Annotated in this window: 18 protein-coding genes; all 18 read left to right on the forward strand. The window is 36.5% G+C overall.

Going from position 1 to position 20654, the window contains the following annotated elements; all coding sequences use genetic code 11:
* Position 1 precedes the first annotated feature (1 nt).
* Positions 2-364, forward strand: coding sequence for a cell division protein FtsL (gene ftsL, locus ACSG5Z_RS13040; protein ID WP_000067078.1), 363 nt, complete (start codon positions 2-4; stop codon positions 362-364).
* A gap of 21 nt (positions 365-385) precedes the next feature.
* Positions 386-2533 (forward strand): penicillin-binding protein, encoded by a 2148-nt coding sequence (locus ACSG5Z_RS13045; protein ID WP_435711514.1) that lies wholly within the window; start codon positions 386-388, stop codon positions 2531-2533.
* Between the two features lie 81 nt (positions 2534-2614).
* Positions 2615-4531: a stage V sporulation protein D gene (locus ACSG5Z_RS13050; protein ID WP_001266227.1), complete on the forward strand. Its 1917-nt coding sequence runs from the start codon at positions 2615-2617 to the stop codon at positions 4529-4531.
* 207 nt (positions 4532-4738) lie between these two features.
* A complete protein-coding gene (gene murE / locus ACSG5Z_RS13055) occupies positions 4739-6214 on the forward strand; it encodes a UDP-N-acetylmuramoyl-L-alanyl-D-glutamate--2,6-diaminopimelate ligase (RefSeq protein WP_435711515.1) in 1476 nt (491 codons plus the stop codon).
* A gap of 22 nt (positions 6215-6236) precedes the next feature.
* Complete coding sequence (gene mraY / locus ACSG5Z_RS13060; protein WP_000893058.1) at positions 6237-7211, forward strand: phospho-N-acetylmuramoyl-pentapeptide-transferase; 975 nt, start codon at positions 6237-6239, stop codon at positions 7209-7211.
* The gene (gene murD / locus ACSG5Z_RS13065) at positions 7212-8564 is read left to right on the forward strand and encodes a UDP-N-acetylmuramoyl-L-alanine--D-glutamate ligase (RefSeq protein WP_087985073.1); all 1353 of its coding nucleotides are present in this window, start codon (positions 7212-7214) and stop codon (positions 8562-8564) included.
* Positions 8565-8654: 90 nt separating this feature from the next.
* Entirely contained in the window at positions 8655-9746 is a 1092-nt protein-coding gene (spoVE, locus tag ACSG5Z_RS13070) for a stage V sporulation protein E (RefSeq protein WP_000753516.1), read from the forward strand.
* A 104-nt stretch (positions 9747-9850) separates the two neighbouring features.
* Entirely contained in the window at positions 9851-10945 is a 1095-nt protein-coding gene (gene murG, locus ACSG5Z_RS13075; RefSeq protein WP_001265424.1) for an undecaprenyldiphospho-muramoylpentapeptide beta-N-acetylglucosaminyltransferase, read from the forward strand.
* Positions 10946-11006: 61 nt separating this feature from the next.
* Positions 11007-11912, forward strand: coding sequence for a UDP-N-acetylmuramate dehydrogenase (gene murB, locus ACSG5Z_RS13080; protein WP_048546089.1), 906 nt, complete (start codon positions 11007-11009; stop codon positions 11910-11912).
* A gap of 98 nt (positions 11913-12010) precedes the next feature.
* The gene (gene divIB / locus ACSG5Z_RS13085) at positions 12011-12781 is read left to right on the forward strand and encodes a cell division protein DivIB (RefSeq protein ID WP_000798232.1); all 771 of its coding nucleotides are present in this window, start codon (positions 12011-12013) and stop codon (positions 12779-12781) included.
* A 400-nt stretch (positions 12782-13181) separates the two neighbouring features.
* On the forward strand, positions 13182-14489 hold the full coding sequence (gene ftsA / locus ACSG5Z_RS13090) for a cell division protein FtsA (protein ID WP_435711516.1): 1308 nt from the start codon (positions 13182-13184) through the stop codon (positions 14487-14489).
* A gap of 39 nt (positions 14490-14528) precedes the next feature.
* Positions 14529-15683: a cell division protein FtsZ gene (gene ftsZ / locus ACSG5Z_RS13095; RefSeq protein WP_000888983.1), complete on the forward strand. Its 1155-nt coding sequence runs from the start codon at positions 14529-14531 to the stop codon at positions 15681-15683.
* Positions 15684-15996: 313 nt separating this feature from the next.
* Positions 15997-16914: a sigma-E processing peptidase SpoIIGA gene (gene spoIIGA / locus ACSG5Z_RS13100; protein ID WP_000261976.1), complete on the forward strand. Its 918-nt coding sequence runs from the start codon at positions 15997-15999 to the stop codon at positions 16912-16914.
* A 19-nt stretch (positions 16915-16933) separates the two neighbouring features.
* Positions 16934-17653 (forward strand): RNA polymerase sporulation sigma factor SigE, encoded by a 720-nt coding sequence (gene sigE, locus ACSG5Z_RS13105; RefSeq protein WP_000976947.1) that lies wholly within the window; start codon positions 16934-16936, stop codon positions 17651-17653.
* A 157-nt stretch (positions 17654-17810) separates the two neighbouring features.
* Positions 17811-18590 (forward strand): RNA polymerase sporulation sigma factor SigG, encoded by a 780-nt coding sequence (gene sigG, locus ACSG5Z_RS13110; RefSeq protein ID WP_000197753.1) that lies wholly within the window; start codon positions 17811-17813, stop codon positions 18588-18590.
* Between the two features lie 173 nt (positions 18591-18763).
* Positions 18764-19042 carry a YlmC/YmxH family sporulation protein gene (locus ACSG5Z_RS13115; RefSeq protein ID WP_000619414.1) on the forward strand — a complete coding sequence of 93 codons (279 nt, stop codon included), beginning with the start codon at positions 18764-18766 and terminating at the stop codon, positions 19040-19042.
* 117 nt (positions 19043-19159) lie between these two features.
* Positions 19160-19978: a peptidoglycan editing factor PgeF gene (gene pgeF, locus ACSG5Z_RS13120; protein ID WP_046956465.1), complete on the forward strand. Its 819-nt coding sequence runs from the start codon at positions 19160-19162 to the stop codon at positions 19976-19978.
* Complete coding sequence (locus ACSG5Z_RS13125; RefSeq protein WP_087985071.1) at positions 19975-20649, forward strand: YggS family pyridoxal phosphate-dependent enzyme; 675 nt, start codon at positions 19975-19977, stop codon at positions 20647-20649. The genes pgeF and ACSG5Z_RS13125 overlap by 4 nt, the downstream gene beginning before the upstream one ends.
* Positions 20650-20654: the final 5 nt, after the last annotated feature.

Consider the following 20654-nt stretch of genomic DNA (forward strand, 5'->3'; position numbering starts at 1 on the left):
TATGAGTAACTTAGCTGTAAAGTACAAACAACAAGCGCAAGAAGAGATACAGATTCAAACGCCCCCACAGCAGATGGTTCAGCCAAAAGCTAAAGCGAAGATTACAAGAATCGAAAAACTGTTGTATGTAGCATTTATTGGCTTTTTATTGTATGCCTGTGTAGCGTTTATTGGAAATAAAGCAGGCCTTTATCAAGTTAATGTAGAAGCAGCGACGATAGAACAAAAAATTGTACAGAAGCAAAAAGAAAATCAAGAGTTACAGGCTGAAGTAGAGAAGTTAAGTCGCTATGAACGAATCGCTGAAGTTGCAAAAAAACACGGGCTAGAAATTAATGCGAATAATGTGAAGGGCCTCAAATAAGGCAATAGGTGTGAAGGGAAAATGAAGAGAAATATGACTAAATTTCATACCAATAAGGGAGCAGGGTATTTTATGATTTTATTCCTCCTGCTCTTTTTGCTATTATTAGCCCGATTTTTTTACATACAAGCAACAGGAACAGTGCATAATCAAGATTTGGATAAACTCGCTCAGCAAAAACATAGTAAAGCAGGAGTTCTCGAAGCAAATCGAGGAACGATTTATGACCAAAATGGTCATGTATTAGCGCAAGATGCAAACTCTTATAAACTTGTAGCGGAATTAAAAGGTGCGAAGCCGGTTGAGAATAAAGAGGACACTGCAAAGAAAATTGCAGGAGTACTTGGAAAAGGCGAAGAGGATATTTTAGCTGCGTTAAATAAAGATAAAAGTCAAGTGGAATTCGGGAAATTAGGTAAGGGCTTGACGAAAGAACAGAAAGATCAAATAGAAGCATTAAAATTGCCAGGTATATCTTTTATTACTGAAAATGCCAGAGTATATCCAAACGGTGATTTCGCATCTTATGTCGTAGGTCATGCGAGACCTGATGATAAGGGGATTGCTATAGGACAATTTGGTTTAGAAAAGAGTTTGGATAAGTATTTAGGAGCTTCTAACGGAGAAGTAGCTTATACAGGCGATCGTAGAGGCGTATCTCTTGACGGCGGAAAAGTGAATGTAAAGGCACCTAAAAATGGAGATAATGTATATTTAACGCTTGACCAGCGTATTCAAAGTTTTTTAGAAGACGCAATGAAAGAAGCGAGTAAACATTATGAACCAGAAAGCTTAATAGGGATTGTTGCGGATCCAAAAACAGGGAAAATATTAGGAATGTCTACTAAACCTAGTTATGATCCGAACCGAGAGGATATTAAATATTTTTATAATGACGCAATTGCAAATGCATTTGAACCTGGATCAACAATGAAAATTTTCACGCTAGCAGCAGCTATTAATGAAGGTGTGTACAAAGGACAAGATTATTATCAGTCTGGTACATATCAAGTCGGAAACCGAAAAATAAAAGATCATAACGGCGGCGCTGGATGGGGATCTATCACATTTGATGAAGGGGTAGAGCGCTCTTCCAACGTAGCGTTTGCAATTTTAGGGGATCAAAAACTTGGACCAGAACGATTCCGAAAATATATTCATAGTTTTGGATTAGATGAAAAAACGAAGATTGATTTACCTGGTGAAGGTTCAAATACAATTGGATTCGATCAGCAAATACAGCAAGTAACAACAGCTTTTGGACAAGGTTCTACTGTAACACCAATTCAGCTTGTGCAAGCTGCAACTGCTATTGCAAATGACGGAAAAATGATGAAGCCTTATACAGTTGATAAAATTGTAAATCCAATAACAGGGGAAGTAAAATTAGAACATAAGCCAGAAGAAGTGGGAAAACCTGTTACAAAAGAAACAGCAGCGCAAGTAAGACAGTTATTAGAACGTGTTGTTACATCGCCGAAAGGAACAGGAACCGCTTATAAAGTCGATGGTTATTCAGTTGGTGGTAAAACAGGAACAGCTCAAATTCCGGATGGAAAAGGTGGCTATATGACAGGGAGAGAGAATTATATATTCTCGTTCTTAGGTATGGCACCTATGGATGATCCGCAACTTGTTGTATATGTAGCTGTTAAACAACCGAAATTGAAAGATGATGAGAGTGGCGCACAACCTTTAGCTGATATTTTTAAATATGTAACGAAGAATAGTTTAGAGTATTTAAAGATTAAGCCTAATGAAGTGAAAGATCCGAAGAAATATGTGAAAGAGCAGCAAACTGCTGTTCCAGATGTAACCGGAAAAACGATGGAAGAAGCGAAAAAAGCTATTGATAAAGCAAAACTTCGTCCAATCGTATTAGGTGAAGGGAAAGTACAGCAGCAAGTACCGAAAGCGACTGAACAAACATTGAAGGGTGACCGAGTCTTCTTAGTGGGAGATAAACCTACAATGCCAAATATACAAGGCTGGGCGCTTCGTGATGTTATGAATTTAGCAAAAACATTAAAGCTTAACCTAAAACCTACTGGTACCGGATACGTAACCGAACAAAGTGTGGCAGAAGGAACATTGTTACAACCTGGTACAGAGTTAGGTGTAACGCTTGTACCGCCACTTGAACCACAACAAGAAGCAGAAGAACAGTAATGGTAAAAGAGAAGAAGTTCTAATTAAATAAGTACAAGCATATATTGGAACAAGCTAGGCGTAAGGGAGGCTTGTTCCAATATGCGTGTATCAAATGTAACGGTTAGAAAACGACTTATTTTTATACTCATATCAGGTATACTTATTTTCACTATCATCGATATTCGTCTTGGATATGTGCAATTTTTTCTTGGCAATATGTTAACGGATCGTGCGAAGGATTCATGGAGTCGAAATATTACTTTTGAACCTGAACGTGGGAAAATTTTAGACCGGAATGGTGTGGAACTTGCTACGAATAAAAGTGCCCCAACTGTCTTTGTTGTACCGAGGCAAATTGAAAAACCAGCAGAGACTGCAGAGAAGTTAGCTGCAGTATTAGGTGTGGAAAAAGATGAGATTTATAAGAGAATTACAAAAAAAGAATCAATTGTAAGGTTAGATAAAGGCGGAAGGAAAATATCACATGATAAAGCGAAAGAGGTACGAGGATTAAGTTTGAAAGGTGTTTATATCGCAGAGGACTCTATCCGGTACTATCCATTTGGCAACTTTTTATCACACGTATTAGGGTTTGCAGGTAGTGATAACCAAGGTCTTATGGGACTGGAAAAATATTATGATAAAGAGCTAAATGGTGATGAAGGTCATGTGCGTTTTTTTGCAGATGCAAAAGGACAAAGGATGCCTAATGTTGGCGATGATTTCAAAAAACCAGAAGCTGGTTTGAATTTAGGTTTAACAATTGATGCACGTATTAATAGAATTATGGAAAGAGAAATGAATATTGCAGAGTCGACATATAATCCAGATGGTATGATTGCGATTGCAATGAATCCGAAAAATGGTGAAATTTTAGGTATGTCGAGTCGGCCGAGTTTTGATCCAGCAGATTTTCAAAGTGTTTCTCCAGAAGTGTATAATAGAAATTTACCAGTATGGAGTACGTATGAGCCTGGTTCAACATTTAAGATCATTACGTTAGCAGCAGCCTTGAATGAAAATTTAGTAGACTTAGAGAAAGATACGTTTTATGATGATGGAGCAGCTGAAGTGGGTGGAGCTAGATTGAAATGCTGGAAAGCGGGAGGCCATGGTAGCCAAACGTTTTTAGAAGTAGTTCAAAACTCATGTAACCCAGGGTTTATTGAACTTGGTGATCGTCTTGGTAAAGACCGATTGTTTAAATACATTCGTAATTTTGGCTTTGGACAGAAAACCGGAATTGATTTGCAAGGTGAAGGTAGTGGGATTTTATTTAATTTAGATAAAGTCGGCCCAGTCGAGCAAGCAACTACTTCATTTGGTCAAGGAGTTTCTGTAACACCAATTCAACAAGTAGCAGCAGTAGCAGCGGCTGTAAATGGTGGGACATTGTATCAACCGTATATAGCTAAGGAATTTATTGATCCGAAAAATAATCAAGTTGTAAGTAAAAAGACACCTGTGGAAAAAAGAAAAGTTATTTCCAAGGAAACTTCAGAAAAAGTTCGGTATGCATTAGAGAATGTTGTAGCAAAGGGATCTGGTAAAGGTGCTTTCATTGATGGGTATCGTGTAGGTGGAAAAACAGGTACGGCTCAAAAGGTGAAAGATGGTAAATATTTAGAGAATAATTATATAGTATCTTTTATCGGTTTTGCTCCAGCGGATGATCCGGAAATTGTTGTCTATGTTGCTGTTGATAATCCGAAAGGTGTAACGCAATTTGGTGGAGTAGTAGCAGCTCCAATTGTTGGGAATATTCTTCGGGATGCACTTCCTGTTATGGGAGTGAAACCGAGAAAAGAACAAGTTGAGAGAGAATATAAATGGGGCGATACACCAACTGTGGAAGTTCCGAATTTAATTGGTATGAAAAAGAAAGACTTACAGACACAACTCGTCGATTTGAAGCTTGATATAAGTGGAGACGGAGAGAAAGTAATTAAACAATCCCCAGAAGCAGGAGCTAAAGTGAAAGAAGGCTCAAAAATTAGAATTTACTTCGGGAATTAAAGGTAACCTAGTACGTTTTATGGTACAATTGGTGGAAGTGAGTTCTTTATAGAAGAGTTACTTAATTTGAGGCTGTAAGAGCCCCAATTATAAATAAGTCTATTTATTAGACACAGTAGCACTTACCTCCTATTTTACATATTTAGGAGGTAACGTGTTGCTTATTAAAAAAGAGATAAATACACAATGTAGAGAGGGTTTAGTGAAATGAAGTTGCATACACTTTTATCATGTTTGCATGATTTTCCAGTTGTTCCAAAAGAAAATCCAGAAATCACATCTATAGAAGCTGATTCACGTAAAGTGAAAGAGGGAAGCTTATTTGTATGTATGAAAGGATATACGGTTGATAGCCATGATTTTGCTAAGCAAGCAGCGGCACAAGGAGCGGCTGCTATTGTTGCGGAAAGACCAATTGATGTTGACGTTCCAGTTGTACTTGTGAAAAACACTTTTCGTTCGTTAGCGGTTTTAGCTGATTATTTTTATGGTCAACCAACACACAAGTTACATTTAATCGGAATTACAGGTACAAATGGAAAGACAACAACATCGCATATTATGGATGAGATTATGCGCGCACATGGTCATAAAACGGGGCTAATTGGAACGATTAATATGAAAATCGGTGATGAAACATTTGAGGTGAAAAATACAACACCAGATGCACTAACACTTCAACAGACATTTTTAAAAATGGTTGAGCACGGTGTAGATAGTACAGTAATGGAAGTTTCGTCACATGCTTTAGATCTTGGTCGTGTACACGGATGTGATTACGATGTAGCAGTGTTTACAAATTTAACACAAGATCATTTAGACTATCATAAAACGATGGAAGAATATAAACATGCAAAAGGGTTGCTATTTGCACAACTTGGCAATAGTTATAACCATGATCGTGAAAAGTACGCGGTACTGAATAACGATGATGCTGTAACTGCGGAATATATGAGAAGTACTGCGGCAACTGTTGTAACGTATGGAATTGATACAACAAGTGATATTATGGCCAAAGATATCGTTATGACGAGTGGTGGAACTACATTTACGCTTGTAACACCGTATGAAAGTGTAAATGTTACGATGAAATTGATTGGGAAATTTAATGTATATAACGTACTAGCGGCAACAGCGGCAGGACTTGTTTCTGGTGTAAGTTTAGAAACGATTATTGATGTAATAAAGCAACTAGCTGGAGTTCCAGGACGTTTTGAAGTAGTTGATAGTGGACAAAATTATACAGTTATTGTTGATTATGCACATACACCAGATAGCTTAGAGAATGTATTAAAAACAGCAAAACAGTTTGCAAAAGGCGATGTATATTGCATCGTCGGTTGTGGTGGAGATAGAGATCGAACAAAGAGACCAATCATGGCAAGTGTTGCAACAAAATATGCAACTCATGCAATTTACACTTCAGATAATCCAAGAAGTGAAGAGCCAGGAGCTATTTTAGATGATATGGTACAAGGTGCAAATGGGAATAATTATGAAGTAATTATTGATAGAAAAGAAGCAATATACCATGCAATTGCTAACGCGAAAGCTGAAGATATCATCATTATTGCTGGTAAGGGTCATGAAACGTATCAAATTATTGGTAAAGACGTTCATCATTTTGACGATCGTGAAGTGGCTAAAGAAGCAATTACAGAGCGTTTAAACAACGAAGAGTAACAACGTGAGAGGAGGACTACATGTGCTTGAGCAAGGTTTATTAGTAACGGCTGGGGTAGCATTCTTAATTTCTGTTGCCCTTTCGCCATTGTTTATTCCATTTTTAAGGAAATTAAAGTTCGGACAGAGTATTCGTGATGAGGGACCAAAGTCACATCAAAAAAAATCAGGGACACCTACAATGGGTGGTATTGTCATATATGTATCTATGATGGTAACTTCACTTATTATGGCGATTAAGTTTAATCATTTAGGTGCAGAGGTTTCGTTATTATTATTAGTGACATTTGGCTACGGATTAATTGGATTTTTAGATGACTACATAAAGGTAGTTAAGAAGAGAAATCTTGGTTTAACATCAAAACAAAAATTAGTAGGTCAGCTTGTTATTGCTATTGCGTTCTTTTTAATTGGAAAAGGGCAAGCGTTCCACACATACATCATGATTCCGGGAACAGATGTTAAGTTTGAACTAGGTTGGGCGTATTTTGTACTTGTATTATTTATGCTTATTGGTGGATCAAATGCAGTTAACTTAACTGACGGTTTAGATGGTTTATTATCAGGAACAGCTGCTATTGCATTTGGAGCTTTTAGTATTATTGCAGTAGCGCAAGAGCAATTTGGAGTAGCGATATTCTGTATGGCAGTTGTAGGAGCTGTACTTGGATTTTTAGTATTCAATGCAAATCCAGCGAAAGTGTTTATGGGAGATACAGGTTCCTTAGCTTTAGGTGGAGCCATTGCAGCTGTAGCGATTTTATTAAAACAAGAATTACTACTTGTAATCATTGGTGGAGTATTCGTAATGGAAACTTTATCTGTTATTATTCAGGTCATTTCTTTTAAAACAACAGGAAAACGTGTCTTTAAAATGAGTCCATTACACCATCATTATGAATTATGTGGTTGGTCAGAGTGGCGTGTTGTTGTGACATTTTGGTCTGTAGGATTTTTATTAGCTGTGTTAGGAATTTATATCGGGGTGTGGATGTAATTGAAAACTGTAACTGAATTTCAAAATAAAAATATTCTTGTATTAGGCATTGCAAAAAGTGGTTATGCAGCAGCTACGTTGTTACAAAAATTAGGGGCAAATGTTATCGTAAATGACGGAAAGCCTTTAGCAGATAATGTACTTGCTGCAGAATTACAAGCAAAAGGAATGGACGTTGTATGCGGTGGTCATCCTTTAGAATTGTTAGAGAGAAATATTTCTCTTGTAGTAAAAAATCCAGGAATCCCGTATTCTAATCCAATATTAGTTGCTGCGAAAGAAAAGCAAATCCCAATTGTTACGGAAGTTGAATTAGCATATCGTATTTCAGAAGCGCCATTTGTTGGGATTACGGGGTCTAACGGTAAAACGACGACGACAATGCTTGCATTTGAAATGCTAAAAGAAGGACAAAAGCATCCTATAATTGCAGGGAACATAGGAACTGTAGCGTGTGAAGTAGCACAGGATGCAAAAGAAAATGAAGTTGTAGTTACAGAGCTTTCATCGTTCCAACTGATGGGAGTAGAATTGTTCCAACCTAAAATTGCTGCGTTTTTAAATTTATTTGAGGCCCACTTAGATTATCACGGGACGAAGAAGGAATATGGTTTAGCAAAAGCAAATATTTTTAAAAACCAAACAGAAAATGATTATAGTGTAATAAATGCAGATGATGCAGATGTGATGGCTTTATCTGCTTATAGTAAAGGGCAAAAAGTACTATTCTCGACAAAGAAAGAAATTGAAGATGGTGCGTGTATAAAAGAGAATGCTCTTTGTTTTAAAGGTGAAAAAGTTGTTGAAGTAGGCGATATCGTTTTACCTGGTCAACATAATTTAGAAAATATTTTAGCAGCGATGAGTATCGCAAAATTATTGGGTGTTTCTAATGAAGCGATTACGGTGGTATTAAAACGTTTTACAGGTGTAAAACATCGTTTAGAATATGTAACAACTATTAACAATCGTAAGGTTTATAATGACTCAAAAGCAACGAATATGTTAGCGACTGAGAAAGCTTTATCTGCGTTTACACAACCGATTGTGTTATTAGCAGGTGGGCTTGATCGTGGAAATGAATTCGATGATTTAATTCCATATTTCAAAAATGTAAAAGCAATTGTAACATTTGGACAAACAGCTCCAAAACTAGTAAGAGCTGCAGAAAAAGCGGGATTAGATACAATTGAAAGTGTAGATACTTTAGATGAAGCGGTAGTGAAAGCTTATGCTCATTCTACAGATGGCGATGTAATTCTTCTTTCTCCAGCATGTGCAAGCTGGGATCAATTTAAAACATTTGAAGAAAGAGGAGACATTTTTATACAAGCTGTGCATAAACTTATATAAAGTAAATCAAAACATCAGTAGGCTAACACCTACTGATGTTTTGTTACATAGGGCAAAAGTTTCTGCCTAAAGAGGTGGTGTTTATGGGTAATGAAGAAAACGCCTGATTTTATTCTCATCATCGTTACACTTGCGTTGTTAACAATCGGAATGGTTATGGTGTATAGTGCGAGTGCGGTTTGGGCCTCTTATAAAATGGGGGACTCATTCTTTTTTGCAAAAAGGCAATTGCTATTTGCAAGTATTGGTGTAGTGGCTATGTTTTTAATTATGAAAATTGATTATTGGGTGTGGCGTACGTATTCAAAAGTAATTTTGCTAGTTTGCTTCATTCTTCTTATTCTTGTTCTTATTCCTGGGGTAGGACTTGTTCGAGGAGGAGCGCGAAGTTGGATTGGAATCGGGGCATTTTCCATTCAACCGTCAGAATTTATGAAGTTTGCGATGATTATTTTCTTAGCAAAATTTTTAGCGGAACGACAAAAATTAATTACCTCTTTTAAACGTGGTTTACTACCAGCTCTTAGTTTTGTATTTCTTGCTTTTGGGATGATTATGTTACAGCCAGATCTTGGCACAGGAACTGTAATGGTTGGGACATGTATTATTATGATATTTATCTCGGGAGCAAGGGTATTTCACTTTGCAATGTTTGGTTTGCTTGGTGTAGCAGGATTTGTAGGGCTAATTGCATCAGCGCCGTATCGAATGAAACGTATTACATCATATTTAGATCCGTGGTCAGATCCGCTTGGAAGTGGATTTCAAATTATTCAATCGTTACTCGCAATTGGACCTGGTGGATTATTCGGGCTTGGACTTGGACAAAGTAGACAAAAGTTTCTTTATTTACCTGAACCGCAAACAGACTTTATATTTGCGATCTTATCCGAGGAATTAGGTTTTATTGGTGGTTCATTTGTGTTATTATTATTTAGTCTATTATTATGGCGTGGGATTCGTATAGCTTTAGGAGCGCCAGATTTATATGGTACGTTTTTAGCAGTAGGTATTGTGGCGATGATTGCGATTCAAGTAATGATTAATGTTGGTGTTGTAACAGGATTGATGCCTGTAACAGGTATTACTTTGCCGTTTTTAAGTTATGGTGGATCAAGTTTGACATTAATGTTAATGGCAGTAGGTGTATTATTAAATATAAGTCGCCATTCTCGCTACTAAACCCTGTTTTATAAGACAGGGTTTTTCGTATGTGCGCGAAGAAACATGATGTATATAGAAATAAATACAACTGAAATAAGAAAAGAGAAGCGGAGGAGTTAGTAGTGCGTGTATTAGTAAGTGGTGGGGGCACTGGAGGTCATATTTATCCGGCTCTTGCTCTAATAAGAGAAATAAAAAAATTAAATCCGGAAGCAAGGTTTTTATATATTGGTACGGAGAGTGGATTAGAGAGCACAATCGTTCCAAAAGCAGGCATACCGTTTCAATCTATTGTTATAAGTGGATTTAAGCGTAAAATATCGTTAGATAACGTGAAAACGGTGATGCGTTTCCTAAAGGGTGTACAAGATAGTAAACGATATATTCGTCGTTTTAATCCTGATATTGTGATTGGAACGGGTGGATATGTATGTGGACCAGTTGTATATGCTGCAGCAAAATTAGGTATTCCAACCATTGTACATGAACAAAATAGTGTACCTGGTGTAACGAATAAATTTTTAAGCCGCTATGTTGATAAAGTTGCGGTTTGTTTTGAAGCGGCTGCAGAACATTTTCCACAGTCAAAAGTGGTGATGACAGGGAATCCAAGAGCATCAGAAGTAATGGATCAGAATGGAATGAAAGGAAAACGTTCAGTAGGTTTATCTCTTCCTAAAAAATCGGTACTTATTTTTGGTGGAAGTCGTGGGGCTAGACCGATTAACGATGCTTTCGTAGAGGCAATTGAACAGTTTGGAAATAAAAGTTACGAAATATTGTATGTAACAGGTGAAGTTCATTATGACAAAGTGATGGAAGCAGTGAAGCAAAAAGGGAATCCGAATAATGTTATTATTAAACCTTTCATTCATAATATGCCAGAGGTACTTACAGGTGTAGATCTTGTTGTTTCAAGAGCGGGGGCAACAACACTTGCAGAATTAACCGCGTTAGGTAAGCCAAGTGTGTTAATACCGAGTCCTTACGTAACAAATAACCATCAGGAAAAGAATGCACGTTCCGTTGTCGATAAAGGAGCAGCAAAAATGTTGCTTGAAAAAGATTTAACAGCAGAAACGCTTATTCGTGATATTGATGAGATTTTATTGGATGCACAAACATTACAAAATATGAAGCTGGCTGCGGGGCAATTAGGTATTCCAGATGCAGCAAATAAGCTGTATGAAGTAATGAATAAGCTTGTAAAAAAATAACGTTAGGTGAACGCCCTGCATACTACTGTAATAAGGATACTTAGTATGGGGGAGATTGTTTATGGAGCAATTAGTAAATGAGCTTATAGAAGCAAATGTTGGTCGCGTGTTAGTGAATGAAGCGTTAGCGCGTTATACCACTATGAAAATAGGTGGACCAGCTGATATTTTAATTGTGCCAAAGCATGTTGCCAGTATTGAAAAAACGTTGCAGTTAGTAAAAAAATATAAAACAAAGTGGACTGTAATTGGTCGAGGTTCGAACCTTCTTGTATCTGATCTAGGTATAGAAGGTGTCGTTATTCGTTTAGGAGAAGGATTAGACCACTTAGAAGTCGAAAAACATAGAGTAAGAGTTGGTGGTGGGTATCCCCTTATTAAATTATCAACTTTACTTAGTCGTCAAGGGTTATCCGGCCTGGAATTTGCCAGTGGTATTCCAGGAAGTGTTGGTGGTGCAGTGTATATGAATGCAGGAGCACATAAATCGGATATATCAAACATATTATCAAAAGCTCTTATTTTGTTTGAAAACGGAACAATTGATTGGTTAACACATGAAGAAATGGAGTTTTCCTATCGTACTTCTGTATTGCAAACGAAACGTCCTGGTATTGTTTTGGAAGCTGAGTTTCAATTGCAGGTAGGGGAGCGTGAGGGAATCGTAAGCGTCATGCAAAAGAATAAAGACTACCGTCGTGAAACACAGCCGTGGAATCATCCTTGTGCAGGAAGCATATTTCGGAATCCAATCCCATACTTTGCAGGAGACTTAATAGAAAAGGCGGGGCTTCGTGGTTATCAAATAGGCGGAGCTCAAATTTCTGAAATGCATGGGAATTTTATTATTAACACTGGGGGAGCCAGTGCGCAAGATGTCTTATCTTTAATTGCATTAATAAAACAAACAATCGAGGATAAATTTGGCGTAGAAATGCATACAGAAGTAGAAATCATTGGAAGATAACGGTTATTCGTTCCGCTCATTATCATTTATGTTATAATAAGAAGATAAGAACGGCATGAGGAACATGCCGTTTTTTATGTTACGTAGGGGGATCGTACATGAAAAATAGTAAAGTGATTAAACTACAGGATCGTGTACCAAAGTTAAAAAATCAACAGAAGAAAAACAAGAAAAATGTTAATCATCGGTTGATTTTATACATATCAATTTTATTTTTATTAGTGCTCTTTTTAATTTATTTTCGGTCTCCGCTAAGCAATATCAAAAAGATAAGTGTGTTTGGAAATCATTATATGACAGATGAACAAGTGATGAAGGAATCAGGTGTGACGTATGATACAAGTTATTTCCGAGTGACAGCACATAAAGCAGAAGAAAACCTAACGAAACGAAAAGAAATTAAAGCAGTAAATGTAAAAAAACGTTTTCCAAATAAAATTGATGTTCATATTGAAGAATATTTAACGATTGGTTATATAAACAAAGATGGGAAATTACAACCGTTACTAGAGAACGGGAAAACACTTGATGTACTTCCGAACGGAAAACTTCCTGTTGCAGCACCAATTTTTGAACCTTTTAAAGAGGAAAAAATGAAGGAGTTAATTGCTGAGCTTGAAAAATTAACACCAACTATTTTAAGGTCTATTTCTGAAATTCGTTATTCACCGACGAATGCGAATGAAGATCATCTTACTTTATATATGAACGAAGGGTACGAAGTGAGCACTACGATTCAAAATTTCGCAAAGCGTATGGAAGCTTATCCGCTTATCTTAAAAACAATTGAGCCGGGTAAAAAGGTATTAATTGATTTAGAAGTAGGGGCATATACGAAAGAATTAGGAGCGGAAGAAAAAAAAGAATAGAACGATAGTTTTTACTACGTTCCTGTAGAAAAAACGAAACGAACGTTCTATTGAATGCATCTGAATTTACAAGAATGGTTCATTTGATGAAAAAGATGTAAAAATTCTTAGATTCATACTAGGATTGGTACAAGTTTCACTTTTCTATGAGTACATCTTAGTGTAGACTTATACTTGGCGGTAATCTTTACACTTGAAATAGAATTATTTCAAGATAAGCAGTTATTCACAGTTTACTGCGATATTCTTAAATGAATGTTAAATAAAAATAAGAAAAATATAGGGTTAAAAAAGGGAAACGTATAAAGACGTTGAATATTTTTCTTATAAATAGTAAAGTTGCGATTGTTGTTCCATATATTGAGTTGTATGGTATAAATAAAGAAGGAGGTGCCAAAGAATGAACAGCAATGAAATATATGTTAGTCTTGACATCGGTACATCCAATGTTAAAGTCATCATTGGTGAAATGGTTAATGACAGCTTAAACATTATTGGTGTTGGAAATGTAAAATCAAATGGTTTAAAGAAGGGATCGATAGTTGATATAGACGAAACTGTTCGATCAATTAAAAAAGCAATTGAACAAGCTGAGCGCATGGTGGGAATCCACATTGAGCAAGTTGTAGTAGGTGTCAATGCAAACCAGGTACAGCTACTTCCTTGTCACGGAGTAGTCGCTGTTTCAAATGAAGATCGTGAAATCGGGAATGAAGATGTCTTACGCGTTCTAGATGCAGCACAAGTTGTGTCAATTGCTCCAGAGCGTGAGTTTATTGATGTGGTACCTCGACAGTTCATCGTAGACGGTCTTGACGAGATTAACGATCCACGCGGGATGATCGGTGTAAGATTAGAAATGGAAGGTACACTTATAACAGGCTCGAGAACTTTACTACATAACCTACTTCGTTGTGTAGAAAAAGCAGGTCTTGAAATAGTTGATATTTGTCTTCAACCTTTAGCGGCTGCAACAGTTGCTATATCTTCAGATGAAAAAAATAGAGGAGTAGCCCTTGTTGATATGGGGGGAGGATCTACAACTTTATCTATTTTTAAAGATGGAGAGTTACAAGCGACGAGCGTATTACCGTTAGGTGGAGACCATATAACGAAGGATATTGCGATTGGGTTGAAAACTTCAACAGACAATGCAGATCAAATAAAGTTGAAATATGGACATGCTTTTTATGATACAGCATCTGAAGAAGAGATGTTTACGGTTTCTATTATGGGAAGCGATCAAACAGAACAATATTCTCAGTTGGAATTATCGGATATAATAGAGGCTCGTGTAGAGGAAATTTTAATGTTTGTTCAAGATGAAGTGCGTAAGTTAGGAGTAAAGCAAGTAGCTTCTGGCTATGTACTAACTGGTGGAATTGCTTCTATGCCGGGTGTTCTTGATCTTGCATATGATATTTTACATGAAAATGTTCGTATAGCGACTCCTGATTATATTGGTGTGCGTGAGCCCCAATATACAAGTGGAGTAGGATTAATTAAACATTCTTATCAAAAAGCTAAATTACGTGGAAAAAATGTGCAGGAAAAGCAAGAACATTTTGAACCAGTACCAGCACCAGCACCAACGCCGGTACAACAGCAACCTGCGAAACAAAAAACTCGTAATCAAAACAATAATAATCAAAATGATGAACGTATGATGTCAAAAGTAAAACGTGTATTCCGTTATTTATGGGATTAAAATTGGACACGAAAAATGAGGTTCTAGGGGGATTTCGACATGTTAGAGTTTGATACTACTCAAGATCAATTAGCGAATATAAAAGTTATCGGTGTCGGCGGTGGCGGAAACAATGCTGTAAACCGTATGATTGAACACGGTGTACAAGGTGTAGACTTTATCGCTGTGAATACTGATGCACAAGCATTAAATCTATCAAAAGCTGAAACAAAAATGCAAATTGGTGGAAAATTAACACGTGGACTTGGTGCAGGTGCAAACCCTGAAGTAGGGAAAAAAGCTGCAGAAGAAAGTAAAGAACAGATCCAAGAAGCACTTCGTGGTGCAGATATGGTCTTCGTAACTGCTGGTATGGGCGGCGGAACTGGAACTGGTGCAGCTCCAGTTGTTGCTCAAGTTGCAAAAGAATTAGGTGCATTAACAGTTGGTGTTGTGACACGTCCATTTACATTTGAAGGACGTAAACGTGCAACGCAAGCAGCATCTGGTATTGCGGCATTTAAAGAAAATGTAGATACACTTATTGTAATTCCAAACGATCGCTTATTAGAGATTGTTGATAAAAATACGCCGATGTTAGAAGCATTCCGTGAAGCAGATAACGTATTACGTCAAGGTGTTCAAGGTATTTCTGATTTAATTGCAACACCAGGTTTAATTAACTTAGACTTCGCAGACGTAAAGACAATTATGTCTAATAGAGGTTCTGCTTTAATGGGTATTGGTTCTGGTAATGGAGAAAATCGAGCTGCTGAAGCTGCGAAAAAAGCGATTTCTAGTCCATTATTAGAAACATCTATCGATGGAGCTCAAGGTGTTATCATGAACATTACGGGTGGAGCTAACTTAAGCTTATATGAAGTACAAGAAGCGGCAGACATTGTAGCTTCAGCTTCAGATCCAGAAGTAAATATGATCTTCGGTTCTGTTATTAATGAAGGATTAAAAGATGATATCGTTGTAACTGTAATTGCAACTGGTTTTGATGATAGTGCTTCGACGCAGCCACCAAAACCAATTATCCGTCCGACTGCGAATCACACGCAACAACAGCAACAGCAAGTAGCTCAACCTTCAAAACAACGTGAAGTTAAGCGTGAAATGAAACGTGAAGAGCCGGTTGTGCATGAGCGTCATACAGATTCAGATGACATTGATATTCCAGCATTCTTACGTAACCGTCGTAGACGATAAAAGAAAAGGAGCTTTTATGCTCCTTTTTTGTTTTATACAGGGAAAAGATCTGCTAAGCAGGTCTTTTTTTATTTTATATATTTCGATTTATCCCGCTATTTGCTGGGCAGCCTGATTGGTGCGGGGTGATTAAAGTTTCACTTAATATATAAGTAAAAAGATATAGTGTTCTATGAAACATATACTTTTATTTTTTACCGACAGATTTTGTCTAGAAAGCACAAAATAACAAAAAAACACCTCCGCAAATTGACACACTTTCCTATTGGATATGCATTATACTAGTCTCAACTTAAAAAAAGAGGTGAATTGTTTGGTTGTTTACGCCGACGTTGTTTGGTTGTTAAACGCCTGCATTGATTTTCTTTTACTTTTATTAACAGCAACCGTGTTAAAAAAGAAGATCAAAAGATGGAGGCTTGTGTTAGGGGCATTTATAGGTTCAACCATTGTTATTTTTGCCTTTACTCCTTTTGCTTCTATGATGACACATCCAATTATGAAACTACTGTACTCGTTACTTATTGTGTATACAGCATTTGGGTTTACAACGTTTAGAAACTATGCACAAACTGTTTTTACTTTTTACTTTGTAACCTTTATGGTTGGCGGAGGGTTAATTGGGACTCATTTCTTTTTGCAAACGAATGAAATGGTAAATGGATTGGTTCAATCTCAATCAATTTCTTACGGTGATCCAATTAGCTGGTTGTTTGTTGTTTTTGGTTTTCCAGTAATTTATTATTTTTCTAAAAAGCGTATTGAAAGCGTAGAGGTTACAAAAATACACTATGACCAAATTGTGAAATTGAAAATTCAATTAGCTGAAGAGGAACTAGAACTCGCAGGTTTAATTGATAGTGGGAACCAACTTTACGACCCGTTAACAAAAACACCCGTTATGATTATGCATATTTCATCATTAGAGCATTGCTTGCCAGCTTGGTTAACAGAACAAATTTATTCCAAAACAGAGATTCCTCAAATACCAGAAAATGATTCTGGCTGGGCGACAAAATTACGCTTAATTCCTTTCAGAGCAGTAGGAGTAGAGAATCAATTTTTATGGGCAATTAAGCCAGACAGTGTGCAAATTTATCATGAAGGTAGTTCTATTGTAGTCAGCAAAGTATTGATTGGATTAAATACACAACAGTTGTCAACCAATGGAGAGTATCAATGTATTGTGCATCCGAAAATGTTAATTTCACAAAAAATGGTAATTGCTTAATAATGGGAGGCGGGATAATATGATGAAATTAAAATTTTATTTAGTATACCTTTGGTATAAAGTATTGTTGAAATTAGGAATTAAGACCGATGAAATTTATTATATCGGTGGAAGTGAAGCGTTGCCACCACCGTTAACGAAAGAAGAAGAGGAAGTTCTTTTGAATAAATTGCCAAAAGGAGATCAGGCAGCAAGATCGTTACTGATTGAACGCAACTTACGGTTAGTTGTATATATAGCAAGAAAGTTTGAAAATACAGGGATAAATATTGAAGATTTGATTAGTATAGGAACAATCGGCCTTATTAAAGCAGTGAATACATTTAATCCGGAAAAGAAAATAAAATTAGCGACATATGCCTCACGTTGTATAGAAAATGAAATTTTAATGCATTTGCGTCGGAATAATAAAAATCGTTCAGAAGTTTCTTTTGACGAACCGCTTAACATCGATTGGGATGGGAATGAACTTTTGTTATCAGATGTATTAGGTACAGATGATGATATTATTACAAAAGATTTAGAAGCTACTGTAGATCGTCATCTTCTAATGAAAGCATTGCATCAATTAAATGATCGTGAAAAACAAATTATGGAACTTCGGTTTGGGCTTGCTGGAGAAGAGGAAAAGACGCAAAAAGATGTGGCGGATATGCTTGGGATTTCACAGTCATACATTTCGCGTTTAGAAAAAAGAATCATAAAAAGATTACGAAAAGAATTTAATAAAATGGTGTAAAGAATAAGACCAGCCGTTATCTAGGCTGGTCTTATTCTCTTTCGTTGTATGAGAAGAGACAACGAAAATGAAAAATGAAGAGAAAACCGCATGCATAAAATCCCCTTCAAAGGAAATACTTTACACTGTACAGCAACTCCCGATAGGAGGGAACACTTTGACGAGAAACAAAGTAGAAATTTGCGGTGTTGATACAGCTAAACTTCCCGTACTAAAAAATGATGAAATGCGTAAATTATTTCGTGAAATGCAAAGTGGAGAGATAAGCGCAAGAGAGAAATTAGTGAATGGAAACTTACGTCTTGTACTGAGCGTCATCCAAAGATTTAATAACAGAGGAGAATATGTTGACGATTTATTTCAAGTTGGTTGCATCGGACTTATGAAATCCATTGATAACTTTGATTTAGGCCAAAATGTAAAATTTTCAACGTATGCTGTGCCGATGATTATTGGGGAAATACGCAGATATTTGCGTGATAATAATCCGATTCGCGTATCTCGATCATTACGAGATATTGCGTATAAAGCGTTACAAGTAAGAGAGAAATTGATTGCAGAAAATTCAAAAGAACCAACAGCAATGGATATTGCAAAAGTGCTTGAAGTGACTCATGAAGAAATTGTTTTTGCATTAGATGCGATTCAAGATCCAGTGTCATTATTTGAACCGATTTATAACGATGGGGGAGATCCTATCTTTGTTATGGATCAGTTAAGTGATGAAAAACAAAAGGACGAGCAGTGGGTTGAAGAGTTAGCACTGAAAGAAGGGATGAAGCGTTTAAATGATCGTGAGAAAATGATTATTCGAAAACGTTTCTTTCAAGGAAAGACACAAATGGAAGTTGCAGAAGAAATTGGGATTTCTCAAGCACAAGTGTCACGTTTAGAGAAATCAGCTATTAAACAAATGAATAAGACGATTCAAGGATAAGGTTTCACCATTTATGGTGAAACCTTTTTATATGTAATATAGTTTGTCTTCGCTCATAGTAGGGAAGCTGTGTTCATATAATGAAAATAATATGGGATTAGTAGAGGGTGCTTCCTGTTAATTTGAGAAACAGTGTTTTTTTCAATTCGTCATATATAAGGGAGAGGATGAAAATGATAAGAATTTCGGAGTTGCAGATGAAAGAGATAATAAATGTTTCAGATGGAAAAAGGCTTGGGAATATTGGAGATATTGAAATTGATATGAACACAGGGAAGATCGGGTCTATTATTATTTCCAAACAGGCACGTATGTTAGGGATCTTTGGGAAGGATGTAGAAATTGTAATTCCTTGGGAGGAAATTATGAAAATTGGGGAAGATGTCATACTTGTTAGAGTGAATCCTGTTAATTCTGTAACAGAATCAATACAAACACCGACAATTTCATAAAGAATATTACAAATTCCTCTTTTTTTTCTGTTGGCATTATGAAAAAATAAAAGTATGGTAAAATAGACAGGAAGTACCATGCTTTTTTATGTTATTTTAATTAAAAGGAGTCACTTTATGAGACAACCATTTAAATATGTGGACGGTATACTGTATTTACAAGCGTGGAAAGAACTTGGAAACATTACTGCTGGATTTACGACAAAAGATGGTGGGGTAAGTACGGGCTCCTTTCATGCGATGAATTTAGGATTACATGTGAATGATATCGTGGAGAACGTTCATGAAAACAGACGCATTTTAGCAAATAAGTTACAAAAACCATTAGAAAACTGGATTTGCTCTGAACAAGTTCATGATCATCATGTTGAAAAAGTAGGACAACAGGAAAAAGGAAGTGGCGTCTATTCATATGAAGACGGCATTTCAAAAACAGATGGCATTTATACGACTAATAATGATGTTCTTCTAACATCATGTTACGCGGATTGTGTTCCACTCTATTTTTATGCACCATCACATGGTATGATAGGACTTGCGCATGCTGGATGGAAAGGGACTGTAAAAGAGATTGCAAAGGAAATGATTCAAAAATGGAATGCAGAAGGGATTTCAAGTGATGAAATTCATGTTGCAATTGGACCAGCAATTGGATCTTGTTGTTACGTTGTTGATGATCGAGTGTTAACAGCAGCAGAGCAAGTAGTAAACGGCTCTGTCCCTTATAAAAAAATTTCTGATGGGCAGTACGCAATTAATTTAAAAGAAATTAATCGTATATTATGTGTACAATCAGGCATAAAAGAAGAGAATATTGTAATGTCATCTCTTTGTACAAGCTGTGAAGAACAACTATTTTTCTCTCATCGTCGTGATCAAGGTAAGACAGGAAGAATGTTGAGTTTCATAGGTTTTAAGGAGGAAGAAAGCAAGTGACAGTACAAAAAAATTTAACAACTGTAAATGAAGCAATTAAACAATCTTGCGTACGAGCGGGACGTTCGTTGCAAGATATTAAACTCGTTGCGGTTACAAAAACGGTAGGAATTGAAAAAACAAACGAAGTAATTGAAGCTGGAATTATCGATTTAGGTGAAAATAGAAATGAAAGTTTCTTACAGAAGTACGAACATTTCGGTTCAAAAGTGAATTGGCATTTTATTGGATCATTACAAACGAGAAAAGTAAAAGAAATCATTAATGAAATTGATTATTTACATTCGTTAGATCGTCTTTCACTTGCAAAAGAAATTCAAAAACGTGCTGATAAGAAAGTGAAATGTTTTATTCAAGTGAAAACATCACCTGAAGAATCAAAGCAAGGATTGGCAATAGAAGAAACCGTTTCTTTTATTCAAAGTTTGCAAGAATTGGATAAGATTGAAGTGGTGGGACTAATGACAATGGCTCCGTTTACAGAAGAAGAGGAAGAAATCAGACGCTGTTTTAAGGAGTTGTGTATGCTACAAACAGAGGTGCAGGAGCTAGAATTATTACATGCGCCATGTAAAGAATTATCAATGGGAATGTCTAATGATTACACGATTGCAATTGAAGAAGGTGCTACATATATTCGTTTGGGGACGATTTTAGTAGGAAAAGCGTAAAAGGA

It is taken from the genome of Bacillus pretiosus (assembly GCF_051294775.1).
Taxonomy (GTDB): Bacteria; Bacillota; Bacilli; order Bacillales; family Bacillaceae_G; genus Bacillus_A; species Bacillus_A wiedmannii.